Source organism: Sporosarcina limicola, assembly GCF_014873855.1.
In the GTDB taxonomy this organism is placed as follows: domain Bacteria; phylum Bacillota; class Bacilli; order Bacillales_A; family Planococcaceae; genus Sporosarcina; species Sporosarcina limicola.
Genome location: NZ_JADBEL010000004.1, coordinates 196975 through 208701, shown reverse-complemented (window position 1 = coordinate 208701; position 11727 = coordinate 196975). Strand labels below are relative to the sequence as shown.

General features: G+C 42.5%; 14 protein-coding genes. 1 reads left to right on the top strand and 13 read right to left on the bottom strand.

The features are described 5' to 3' along the window. Positions 1-13: 13 nt before the first annotated feature. Together dapB and H4683_RS05950 are read right to left on the bottom strand one after the other, a co-directional pair. Complete coding sequence (gene dapB, locus H4683_RS05955; protein ID WP_192597919.1) at positions 14-814, bottom strand: 4-hydroxy-tetrahydrodipicolinate reductase; 801 nt, start codon at positions 812-814, stop codon at positions 14-16. Continuing rightward, positions 814-1149 (bottom strand): nucleotide pyrophosphohydrolase, encoded by a 336-nt coding sequence (locus H4683_RS05950; RefSeq protein ID WP_338062401.1) that lies wholly within the window; start codon positions 1147-1149, stop codon positions 814-816. The genes dapB and H4683_RS05950 overlap by 1 nt, the downstream gene beginning before the upstream one ends. 106 nt (positions 1150-1255) lie before the next feature. Between H4683_RS05950 and H4683_RS05945 the strand changes: the two genes are divergently transcribed. Further along, entirely contained in the window at positions 1256-2128 is an 873-nt protein-coding gene (locus tag H4683_RS05945) for a YitT family protein (protein ID WP_192597918.1), read from the top strand. 59 nt (positions 2129-2187) lie between these two features. Here H4683_RS05945 and H4683_RS05940 read toward each other — a convergent pair whose 3' ends face one another. The 11 genes from H4683_RS05940 to hisC form a co-directional block, all read right to left on the bottom strand. After that, on the bottom strand, positions 2188-2856 hold the full coding sequence (locus H4683_RS05940; protein ID WP_192597917.1) for a zinc metallopeptidase: 669 nt from the start codon (positions 2854-2856) through the stop codon (positions 2188-2190). A gap of 75 nt (positions 2857-2931) precedes the next feature. Beyond that, positions 2932-3528, bottom strand: coding sequence for a lipoprotein heptaprenylglyceryl N-acetyltransferase LhaT (lhaT, locus tag H4683_RS05935; RefSeq protein WP_192597916.1), 597 nt, complete (start codon positions 3526-3528; stop codon positions 2932-2934). Between the two features lie 109 nt (positions 3529-3637). Then, on the bottom strand, positions 3638-4414 hold the full coding sequence (locus H4683_RS05930) for a menaquinol-cytochrome c reductase cytochrome b/c subunit (protein WP_192597915.1): 777 nt from the start codon (positions 4412-4414) through the stop codon (positions 3638-3640). A 43-nt stretch (positions 4415-4457) separates the two neighbouring features. Beyond that, the gene (qcrB, locus tag H4683_RS05925) at positions 4458-5132 is read right to left on the bottom strand and encodes a menaquinol-cytochrome c reductase cytochrome b subunit (RefSeq protein ID WP_192597914.1); all 675 of its coding nucleotides are present in this window, start codon (positions 5130-5132) and stop codon (positions 4458-4460) included. Between the two features lie 23 nt (positions 5133-5155). Next, entirely contained in the window at positions 5156-5662 is a 507-nt protein-coding gene (locus H4683_RS05920) for a QcrA and Rieske domain-containing protein (RefSeq protein WP_192597913.1), read from the bottom strand. Positions 5663-5809: 147 nt separating this feature from the next. Further along, on the bottom strand, positions 5810-6256 hold the full coding sequence (locus tag H4683_RS05915; RefSeq protein ID WP_192597912.1) for a DUF2487 family protein: 447 nt from the start codon (positions 6254-6256) through the stop codon (positions 5810-5812). 59 nt (positions 6257-6315) lie between these two features. Further along, complete coding sequence (locus tag H4683_RS05910; protein ID WP_192597911.1) at positions 6316-6867, bottom strand: ReoY family proteolytic degradation factor; 552 nt, start codon at positions 6865-6867, stop codon at positions 6316-6318. A gap of 1 nt (position 6868) precedes the next feature. Then, positions 6869-8134: a tetratricopeptide repeat protein gene (locus tag H4683_RS05905; protein WP_192597910.1), complete on the bottom strand. Its 1266-nt coding sequence runs from the start codon at positions 8132-8134 to the stop codon at positions 6869-6871. A gap of 38 nt (positions 8135-8172) precedes the next feature. Then, positions 8173-9480: a 3-phosphoshikimate 1-carboxyvinyltransferase gene (gene aroA / locus H4683_RS05900; protein WP_192597909.1), complete on the bottom strand. Its 1308-nt coding sequence runs from the start codon at positions 9478-9480 to the stop codon at positions 8173-8175. A 16-nt stretch (positions 9481-9496) separates the two neighbouring features. After that, positions 9497-10609, bottom strand: coding sequence for a prephenate dehydrogenase (locus H4683_RS05895; protein WP_192597908.1), 1113 nt, complete (start codon positions 10607-10609; stop codon positions 9497-9499). A 2-nt stretch (positions 10610-10611) separates the two neighbouring features. Then, a complete protein-coding gene (gene hisC / locus H4683_RS05890) occupies positions 10612-11706 on the bottom strand; it encodes a histidinol-phosphate transaminase (protein ID WP_192597907.1) in 1095 nt (364 codons plus the stop codon). Between the last annotated feature and the right edge of the window lie 21 nt (positions 11707-11727).

Genomic DNA, 11727 nt, shown 5'->3' with positions numbered 1-11727 from the left:
TCCCTCTAAGGTTTTATTCTAAAATATTCTCAAGACCATAGACAAGCTCTTTTCGTTCCATGACAGTGCGAATCGCCATCAGTATGCCAGGCATAAAACAACTGCGATCAAATGAGTCATGACGGATGGAGAGCAGTTCACCCGTTCCCCCGAGTAGAACTTCCTGATGGGCAAGGAGTCCTGGTAGTCTAATGCTATGTATTTTCATGCCCTCCACGTCTGCCCCACGTGCACCCTGCTGATGTTCTTTTTCTTCCGGATGCCCTTGCTTATGCTGTTTTCTCACTTCACGGATCATTTCCACGGTTTTTACAGCGGTTCCCGATGGTGCATCGACTTTTCGATCATGATGCATTTCGAGTATTTCGATATCACCTAGATAACGGGCGGCCATCGCAGAAAATTTCATCATCAACACCGCGCCAATTGAGAAATTCGGTGCGATGATTCCACCAATTTGACCCTTTGTAGCAAGGTCGGATAATCGATCAATATCTTCCTTAGATAGACCCGATGTTCCAACAACAGGACGGATTCCGAGTGCAAGAGCGTCTTGTGCATTTTTGAAAACAGCATCTGGATCAGTCAAATCGAGGAGTACATCTGGTTTTTCAACAGCCGCCAGGTTTGCAAGTGATGTGTAAATCGGGACTCCCCCTAATTTGTCATTTACTTCTGTTCCGTGCAGATACTTGCCTTCATATTTATAATCAAGAACTGCAACCACTTCTATATTTATTGCAGCTAGTATTGACTCCACAGCAGCGCTTCCCATTCTCCCACGTGCTCCTGCAATCGCAACTTTTATCGTCATTATAGTTCCTCCTTTTTCGTCCATCTATCTGCATCGCGTTCCTTAAATTTATCGAGAACAGTATGCAATGCGTTATCCAGACGAATCCCTTGCGAATTGGCAAAACAGATGAGAACGAAAAGTAAATCCCCAGTTTCTTCTTCAAGTGAACAGACTGCCTCGCTCGATTTTTTCTTCTTCATGCCATAAACATGCTGAACTTCCCTCGATAATTCACCAAGTTCTTCTGTCAACCTAGCGATTAATTCCATCGGGGGGAAATAGCCTTCCTTAAAACCAGTTATGTATAAATCAACTTCCTGTTGTAAGTTCTCCAGCGTTTTTGATGTGTTCACTTGTGCCAACTCCCTTTACCATCGTATAAATTAACAACCCTATTGTCAAAATAAAAAATATAGCTGATAATAACCTTATTACACCAAGAGAGAAGGTACACTACGAATGTTGAGCGGAATCAAAATAAAAAATAGTTTATTCATTATTATCGGTGCAGCAATTTTCAGTTTTGGACTTGTCCATTTCAACATCCAAAACAAACTTGCAGAAGGCGGTTTCACAGGGATTACGCTAATTCTGTTTAACGCGTTCAAATGGAATCCTGCAATCATGAACCTTATCCTTAACATTCCAATGTTCCTAATTGGTTGGAAGTTGTTAGGGAAAAGAGTATTCATCTACACGGTAATCGGAACTGTTGCGGTCTCAGTATTCCTTGAAATCTTCATGGTCTACCAAATTGATATCCATTTAAAAGACGATATGTTCCTTGTTTCATTATTTGCTGGTGTGTTCATCGGAATCGGACTTGGTATTATCTTCAGATATGGTGGCACAACAGGCGGTGTTGATATTATCGCACGTCTTGCCCATAAATACATAGGCTGGAGCATGGGAAAGACAATGTTTTTGTTCGATGCAGTCGTCATTTTTGTTTCTTGGGCTGTATATCTAGATCATCGTTCGATGATGTATACGCTAGTTGCATTATTTATCGGTGCACGCGTCATTGATTTCGTTCAAGAAGGTGCTTATGCAGCCAGAGGTGCATTTATCATTTCCGAATCCCAAGACGCAATTGCAGAAAAAATCGCAGCTGATATGGAGCGCGGTGTCACTGTCTTTAGGGGATATGGACATTTTACTAAATCAGACCGAGAGATCCTTTATTGTGTCATTGGAAGAAATGAAATCGTACGTCTAAAAAATATTATTATATCCATCGATCCACACGCTTTCGTATCCATGACAGATGTTCATGATGTGATGGGAGAAGGATTTACGCTAGATGAACAAAAACGTCCGCTTGAACGGTAAGTATATAACTGGTTTAAAAAATCCGTCCCACAAATACACATGGGGACGGATTTTTATTATCAATCTCTACTTGTGAATAGTAGTAGCAATCGAACCAGTTCCATTACTGCTACTGCTGCGGCTGCTACGTATGTCATTGCGGCTGCATTAAGTACTTTTTTCGCGTCCTTCTCTTCTTCGTTACGGATTATATTAAGTTCAACGATTTGGTTCATTGCACGAGTGGATGCATTGAATTCCACTGGTAATGTGACAAGTTGGAACACTACACCGACTGCAAGAAGGGCAATCCCGACGCCAAGCAGTGAGTTCATGCTTGAGAAGATAACACCGATCATGATGAATACCCAAGACGCATTTGACGTGATGCTTGCAACAGGTGCTAAACGGTGACGGAAACGAAGAAATGTATACGCCTCTTTATCCTGAATAGCGTGTCCAACTTCGTGTGCTGCAATTGCCGTACCTGCAACAGATGCCTCATGATAATTATGTGGTGACAATGCAACAATTTTTGTCATCGGGTTGTAATGGTCGCTCAGAAAACCTTGGCTTTCAACGACCTGCACATTTTGTAAACCATTTTGGTCAAGGATGAGACGAGCGACTTCTGCACCAGTCATACCCGATGTCGAACGGACTTTTGAATACTTTTTATACGTACTTTTCACTTTGTACTGGGCGTAGAGTGGCAACAAAATAATTGCGCCCAAATAAAACCAAAACATATTCAGTTTCCTCCCTTTTTTCCCTATAAGCCTATTCTATAACGACGCCAACAGTACTGCAACTATTTAATATAACTATATAATAGTTGTGGGTCTTCTCTTCCATACCCAATAGGCAAGTAAAATACAGGCGATTGATAACCAGAACGTAAAGTAACCAATATTGTCCATATGCTTCATCAAATCATGATAAACCGGCATCTGGTTATACACGTAGTCAATGACATCGTTATGAATCGTCCAAACTGCAGCAATCACTATGTGAATGAGCCCAAATTTATACAACCGACTATACAACACAGCTTGGACAGCCATCGCAAAATGAGATCCAATGAGCATCCAACCGACCCAATCAATAGATCCTGTTTCGACCAAGGTCAGAAGGTTCATAACGACCGCCCAAAGACCATATTTGACAAGCGTGATAAGTGCTAACGCTTCAATTAGCTTAAAATTACGTCCCAAAAGCCAACCAATAATTGCTAGCGTGAAAAACAAACTCGCCGTCGGACTATCCGGTACAAATAGCAAAAACTTAGGTTCCGTAATTTCCAATTGCGACATATACCAGTAATAGCCGTAAACCGTGCCGAGCAAATTGATATACAATAACAGCCAAAGAAATGATTTATGCGTCAATAGAAACCATATTTTATTTATCAATGAACCCATAAGCACCTCTCCAAACGAAAAAAATATGTAATTTAAAAACTGTATAGGACATTGCTTATGCATCAATCATTATATAGCAAAAAAGAGTCAGTTTCCTGACTCTTTTTTGCTATTCCTTAGATTTTAAACCTTCGATGAACTCAGCAAGGACTTTCAGATCTTCATCTGTGCCCTTCCATAGACCTGGGCCCATGTCACCTCTACCGTTGTGAGCAATTTCTTCAATCTCAGCTGCCGTCAAACCAGTATCGATAAGCGTTAACCCAAGACCGCCCTCGAAGGCATTTCCGTGACAACCGATACATGAAGATCCAGCATAGATCTGATAGCCTTCCGATTCAGTATCAAATTCTACTTCTACTTTTTCAACAATTGCACCTTGTTTTGCCGCTTTCTCCCAATCGTGATTCTTAACTGATTCCCATGTCAAATAAAACATAGCAGCAAATGCTAGAAGCATGAATGCCGTTGGAAGTGGGCGTTTAAAAGGTTTACGTTCTTTTGAAGTATCCATGAACGGAACGAGCATCAATGCACCCATTGCAATTCCTGGCATGATAAGTGCTCCCACAATGTTCCATGGTCCGGAAGCAAATTCATATTTCAGCAACTGATACATGGAAAGAAAGTACCAGTCAGGTACTGGAATATATGTCGTATCTGTCGGGTCCGCCTGACGTTCAAGCGGTGCCGCTTCAGAAACTGTCAAAATTAAGTAACCGATTAAGAAAACGGCACCAACCATCCATTCCTTCAAAAGGAAGTTTGGCCAGAAAGCCTCCGTTTTACCTGGGTACTCTGAGTAGTCTTTCGGGACATTCGGCATTTTATTTGTAGCCTTAATGCGTGAATCTCCGACAAACTTCATCCCTTTACCGCGTTGCATAGTGTCCCCTCCTTAAATAAAAATCAGCATTGGACGATTTCAATTATAGTGGACCAGAAATACCTTGTTTTCTGATCATGATAAAGTGTGCTGCAAGCAACCCAAGCAAAGCAGCTGGTAAGAAGAATACATGTATCGCGAAGAAGCGTGTCAAAGTTTGTGCACCGAGAATCGTCGTGTCCCCTGCAAGGAGAACTTTGATAGATTCACCGATGAACGGGACAGATGCCGCAATTTCAATTCCTACTTTCGTAGCAAACACTGCTTTCATATCCCATGGTAATAGATACCCTGTAAAACCGAGACCCAGCATGACAGCGAAAATAAGTACACCGACAACCCAGTTCAGTTCACGTGGTTTCTTATAAGAACCTGTGAAGAATACACGTAGCGTATGTAGGAACATCATGACAATAACAAGCGATGCTCCCCAGTGATGCATCCCACGCACAATTTCACCGAATGCAACTTCATTTTGAAGATAGTAAACGGATTTCCATGCATTTTCAATATCCGGCGTGTAATACATTGTTAGGAACATGCCGGATAAAATCTGGATGACAGTGACAAAGAACGTCAGTCCTCCGAAACAATAGATGAATGCAGAAAAGTGATGTGCAGGGTTTACGTGCTCAGGTACTTCGTGGTCAGCGATATCCCGCCATATTGGGGTGATATCCAACCGTTCGTCAACCCAATCATAAATTTTATTTAGCACTTCGGTCGTACCCCCTTACATTTTTAAACTAATGTGTTCGAAACTGTTTTCCCGATATACAATAGACCGCCTTCCACTTTGACTTCATACTCGTCAAGTGGTCCTGTTGGTGGCGTCCCTTTTACATTATCGCCATTTTTCATATAACGCCCCGCGTGGCACGGACAGAAGAATTGGTCCGGATGTGTTTCATCTCCGCCCCAGTTCACCGTACAACCAAGGTGCTTACAGACAGGAGAAAGCGCGATGATTGTATCGCCATTTTTATATACCCAAGCAGTGTTCGATACATCAGAATAATACCAAGCATCTTTTCGATCCTTAATGGTAAAATCGACACGAACAGGGATTTCCGTGAGGTCGTCCACTTTTTGCGAAGTCGGAATGAAGTCCCCACCACCAGACTGCTGCAATACCGGATCGATTGCAAAGCGGACCATTGGCATTAGCATTCCAGAAGCCATGAATCCACCTACACCCATAAGTGTGTAGCTCAAGAATTGGCGTCTCGACACTTTGTTGCTCATCATTTTCCCTCCTCTTACTTAAAGCTCAGTCCAACGGACATACTTTTTCTAATTGTAATACTAGGACATATCTATGATATATCAATACCTAAGGAAATTCAATCATGCTTTCATTCCGAAAAGAATATTGTGACCAATTAATGAATTTTACTACTCCGACCACTTTTCTACAAACCTTGGCAATACTTGACGAAGTTGATCTTCAAGTATTGTTTGCCGCAGCTGGGGATCCATGCTTTCAAGTGGTATCGACGGTAACCAAATAACTGATCCCACCATCTCCATACTTGTCCATGCGGGGTCGGTCGTCAAGTAAAACACATGTTTGAAATGCAAGGCAGAAAGATCATTCGATAGTCCTGCCGCCATTACAACCAATTCAGTCGACATTGTGTACGCGAAAGGTGGCATTAGCATCACCCGGCCTTTAAATTGCGTTTCAATGAACGTCGTAAGATGCATTAGAAATTCGGAAGAAGACACACTATTTTTCACGTTCCCTGGTTCTGTTTCTACTTTAAGCAACGGCACAATGAGCGTATCGATATATTCTTTCTGCAGCAAATATGTATCTATATCTTTGGCTATCCAATTCATTGTTCATAAAACCTCCATGTGAAATCTGTAAATAACTCCATCTAAAGAAGATGGAGTTATCAATCCTTCGATACTTTCATGCCATTTAACATGGCAGATAAGACGATGAAGCGTTCCTTATCATTTGTATCAAGGGCTTCATCAACCCCTCTCCTAAGCATATCTACAGTAATTGTAGCAACACTTTCTTCGAGCAGTTGCTCGGCGATTCTTCTGTCACTTTCACTGACTTGTAAATAGGCAGGAAGAAAAGGATTCTCTTCACGTACGCTCGCATAATGCGGACATGAATGGCTGTTCGGAAAATTAAGTTGGATGTACATCTTATCATTCGGATGAAGCCTTAGATCATGAAACGATTTCTCAGCATCAGCAGTCATCAAGTTTCCTTTATAAAAGCGAAATGGGATACTCTCTGATCCTGTTGTAGAAATGACCATCGCACGTGGACAATAATGCGCTTCATCCGTAAAATGGACATTTTGTAGAAGGTGCTCATGGCTGAGAAGATAATTCAAAATCCATACACATTCACGGCGCTTTAATTTGTACCGCTTTAAGAACCATCGTACAAAGTCCTTTTTGGCAGTAACAGGTACCTTGGCCGTCATGTCACACCTCCTCGTCATTTTGCGCTTCCAGAAAAGCTCTCCAATAGTCGTTGTTAGGATCCATTTCAATCAGTTCTTTGGCAATTATGAGCGCTTCATCACGTTTCCCTTCTTCGAGTAGGAATTTCGTGAAATGTTCTAGAAACTCCTGATCATCTTTCATCCCAATATATGCCTTGCTATAGGATACGTATGCATCTTCAAATTGTTCCAACCGTTCATATGCATAAGCTTGGAATGCTTCCAAAAGAGGGACCTCTAAATACTCATCTTTTGAATATGAAAGAAGGTCGATAAGTTCATCGTCCCGTTCCATAGTAGAATACAATGAAGCAAGCGAAATGAGTGCTTCATTGTATTCAGGATCAAGCGCGAGTGCTTCTTGCAAGTGCTTTTCCGCTTCTACAATTAAGCCTAATTTCAAAGCAGATTTTCCAGCAGTCAATTGAAGTTCTTTGTCAAATTCGTCCCTACGGATTCCCTTCGTGAACATATCATATGCTTTTCGGTCATCTCCAGTTCGAGCCAACGCCTGCCCAGCAAGCATATAAGCCGAAAAGTAATCGGGGTCCATATCAATCAAGTTCTCAAGGTGCACGATTGCCCTTTCTGCATTGTCACTTTGGTAATAAGCGAATGCCGCTCCAAAAAGAGTATCTGGAATTGGGTTAGCTTGCAACATTTCCTCGTAATACGGAATCGCTTCTTCGTAAGCCGCCCCTGCGCTGTAGGTTTCCGCAAGTCTTGAAACAATACTGACCCCACCAATCTCATCCGTTTCCTCATTCAAGTCGAGGTAATGACGCATAGCCTCCCCGAATTTACCGGAATCCAGTAGTAATTCCGCGTACGCGAATCGAATAACAGGCTCATGTGGGATAAGTGCGTGGGCTTCCTTTATTTTAGAGAGTGCAGCTTCTGCCATACCAGATAGTTGATAATAGTCAGCAAGTGCCAATAAGGCTTGTACATATTCATCGTCTTCCGGTTGTACATCCGTAAGCAGCAGAAGCGCTTCATCCTCTTCTCCAAGTTCAAGTAACGTGCCCGCGCGGTCGATTTTTAATTGCGCTTCATCCGGCATATGGGTGCGTAATGTCTCATACAGACGATCCGCTTCCCGCATGAATCCGTAACTTGCGAGTAACCCCGCTGCTTCGTAAAGCATATCGAAATCAGATGAATTGTCCAAGCGATCGATAATCCGACCAATCGCTTCAACGTCACCTTCAAGGATACTTTTTTCAACTTCTTGTAACTGTCCCATATTTTCACCTATTCTTTCACAATGTATACATGAGCCCATTATCCTTTTAAGTTCGTCGAGATTGCAAGCTTTTCGAGATCATCAAAAAAACCGGGATACGAGATTGCGATGCATGAAGGGTCTTCAATCTGTATCGGCCCCGATGTGACGAGTGCAGCAATTGCAGCCATCATACCTAATCTATGATCGCCGTAGGAAGCAAGCGACCCACCTGTTAGCGCTGTAGGACCGTGAATAATCATCCCATCGTCCGTTGCCTCGATATCCGCACCGAGTTTTTTCAATTCCGTTGTCACAGCAACAATTCTATCCGTTTCTTTCACACGTAGCTCAGCCGCATCCTTAATAATTGTTGTGCCTTGAGCTTGCGTTGCGAGAAGAGCAATAACTGGTAATTCGTCAATCAGTGTCGGGATGATAGCACCACTAATTTCAATACCCTGAAGTGATCCGTAAGTAATAGTGACGTCGCCATATGGTTCACCCAACGGTTCCTTTTCTTCACCAATCTCAACCTGAGCACCCATCTCCTTCAACACATCAATAATTCCTGTCCTTGTCGGATTTAATCCAACATTTTTGAACGAAACCGAACTGCGTTCTAGCATCGCAACTGCCGCCATGAAGAATGCTGCGGATGAAATATCGCCTGGAACAACGACATCTGTCGCATGTAATAGTTGACCACCCTTCAAACGCACTGTATTTCCTTTCTTCGAAAGATCTGCCCCAAATTGCATTAGCATCCGTTCCGTATGATCGCGCGAAACTGTTGTCTCACTGACTGAGGTTTCACCTTCGGCAGTTAACCCTGCAAAAAGGATTGCCGATTTCACTTGGGCACTTGCTACTGGCATTGTATAATCGATTGCTTTCAATTGCCCTCCAGTGATTGACAGAGGTAGAAGATTACTGTCCGGTTCACCGGTAATCGATGCACCCATCGTCCGTAACGGTAACGTCACTCTATTCATAGGACGATTGGATAGTGATTCGTCCCCAGTTAAAACAGAAGTAATACGTGAACCCGCAAGAATACCAAGCAAAAGCCTTGCTGTCGTCCCAGAATTGCCAGCGTAAAGTACTTGTGTCGGAGTCTTCCAGCGCAACATACCAGGACTATCAATTGTAACCTTCGTTCCTTCTCTTTCAATCGATACACCTAACTGTCGAAAAATATTGATTGTACTTATACAATCTTCCCCATCCAGAAAACCGGAGATTGATGTCTTCCCTTTTGCGATTGATCCAAGCATTACGGCTCGATGGGAAATCGATTTATCCCCCGGAATCGTAAGTTTGCCGCTCAAAATCGGGTTTTCAAACTCCAATGTCTTTATTCCCATCATGCGTCGCCTCCATTTAAAGTATTTGCATACTATAATCCGTTGCTTTCGAAAGTACCTCGTTTGCTCGTTTTCGATCATCGCTTGTTTGAAAACTAATGACAAGTATCCCGTACACATCCGTGCGTGTTTCGACAATACGTATATTCGTTAAACTAATCCGGTCATCAGCAAGTATTTTTGTGATTTCCGAAATGACGCCGGGATGATCAGGAATGTCGATATGTAAATCGAATGTCATATAAAGTGCACCTTGGGTAGCGCCTTCAAATGTAGACGGTAAATTATCACGGAATTTTTTCGCTTCCGCAAAAAAATTATAAATTTCATCAGGGTCATTCGTTACTAGCATATCCCTAACAGTGCCCATTTCTTCAAACCATCCATCTAGTTGTGTCAATAATTCGTCCCTATTCTGAATCGTCACATCCCGCCACATGACTGGATCTGCGGATGCAATCCGCGTAAGATCCCGAAAACCACCTGCCGCTAAATTTTTCACAAACGACTGGCCTTCTTGTTGATCTGCAAGTCTCCCAACAAGAGAAGACGCTATAATATGGGGGAAATGGCTAACAATTGCCGTCATCCGGTCATGTTCAGCGGCATCAAGTACAACGATTTTACCCTTCGTAGAAGCAAACAAATCACGCAGACGTTCGATTTGTCCGGAATCTGCGTTAGGTGGAGGGGTCAAAATATAATAGGCATTTTCAAACAGATGCTCTTTTGCAGCAGAAACACCACTTTTATGCGAACCGGCCATTGGATGCCCTCCGATAACAGAAATTCCTTTATCAATCAATAAGGTTGCTGCATCCATAATCGGCTTTTTCGTACTGCCTGTATCGGTAATAATGATATCTTCTTTCAATGCCCATTCAATCGCTTCCTGCATGAGTACAACAGTTGTATTGACAGGTGTGGCAAAAATAATGATATCCGCTTGCTCACCAGCCGACTGAGCGGAAGGAGCGATTATATCGATTACGCCTCTACGATATGCTTCGTCTGCTGTCGAATAAGATTGATCAAAACCAATTATATGGATATCAGGATTTCTTTTTAACGCAAGACCGAGCGAACCACCTATCAAACCAAGTCCTATAATTGCTATATTTATTGTCATTGTTATCTACCTTTATCAGTTAGTAAGTGATCAAAAGCTGTTAAAAAACCGGTATTTTGCAGCTCTGTACCCATTGTCACTCGAACGTATCCAGGCGTTCCTAATGCGTTTCCGCTACGCACGATATATCCTCGTTGCAATAATTTCTCCGCGGCTTCATCCGCATCACCAGGCACTTCAATCAACATAAAATTCGCTTCAGAGTGAAAAAGATGAAGTTTATTTTCATGAGCGTAACGCTTGAACCTCTCTCGCTGATCATGATTCAACCTACGACATTGTTCAATAAACGCTTCATCATCAAGTGCTTTTTCCGCAACCGATAGTGCCAAGACATTATTATTAAACGGATTCCGTATCTTATTGAGCTCTGTAATAATTGTAGGGTTCCCGATACCATAGCCTATCCGAAAAGCTGCTAAGCCGTATGCTTTGGAAAATGTACGGAGGATCATCATATTCGGGAATTTATCCAGCCAAGTGATAGAGTCAATATGATTTGGTGTGGTAATGAATTCAAAATAAGCTTCATCCAAAACGACGAGAACGTTCATAGGTACTTGCTCAATAAATGCCAGTAGCTTATCACTCGGAATCAGTTCACCTGTTGGGTTATTCGGACTACACAGCCAGATGACCGCTGTCTTGTCGTCCATTGCACGAAGGAACCCCTCTAAATCATGTTGGCCATCCTTGAGCGGAACCTCCCTCACTTCCGCACCTTCTATTTTTGCATTATGTCCATATTGCGGAAATGTCGGCGTCGCCATTACCGTGTTCACGCCTTCGTCAAGAAGTGCTCTCGTAATAATGGAGACAATTTCATCTGAACCGTTTCCGAATAACAAAGTGGATTCATCCACCCCATGTTTTTCAGCAAGTTTTTTCCGTAGTCCGTTTGCATAACCATCAGGATATAATTCTTGCTGAAATGCTGTAGATGAAAGAAATTCTTTGACGGATGGCGCGCAGCCATACGGGTTTTCATTGGAAGCGAGTTTCACGACGTCTTCCAGTCCATACAAACGTTTCACTTCATCAATTGATTTGCCAGGTATATAGGGTTTCATGTCTTCTAGCGCAGTTTTCCAGTTCACGCCAATCCCTCCTTCAATGAA